The organism is Candidatus Collinsella stercoripullorum (genome assembly GCF_027669965.1).
GTDB lineage: Bacteria > Actinomycetota > Coriobacteriia > Coriobacteriales > Coriobacteriaceae > Collinsella > Collinsella stercoripullorum.
On record NZ_JAQECM010000054.1, the window covers coordinates 1 to 227 of the forward strand.

Below are 227 nucleotides of genomic sequence, written 5' to 3' on the forward strand. Positions count from 1 at the left end.
CGTATCTCCTGTGGGTCCCCATGTCCAGCAGCGCATCCCTCCCGACGGCCCGGTACGTCTGCTGCCATTTTCTCACAGCCTTGGCCGGCACGCCGAGGCGCGCCGCGGCGGCCTTGTGGCCGAGCCCGCGGCCGAAGAGCCCGCAGGCCCGCCCCCTCGCCGACCTGTCGTAGACCGTCATGGAAAAGCCTCCCATCTCTCGGACTTTACTTTCCGGTCCAAGAAAT

1 pseudogene is annotated in these 227 nt (G+C 67.0%); it reads right to left on the bottom strand.

From position 1 onward, the window contains the following. A pseudogene (locus PHA29_RS09065) lies at nt 1-181 on the bottom strand (helix-turn-helix domain-containing protein); the annotation flags it as partial. Nucleotides 182-227 lie beyond the last annotated feature (46 nt).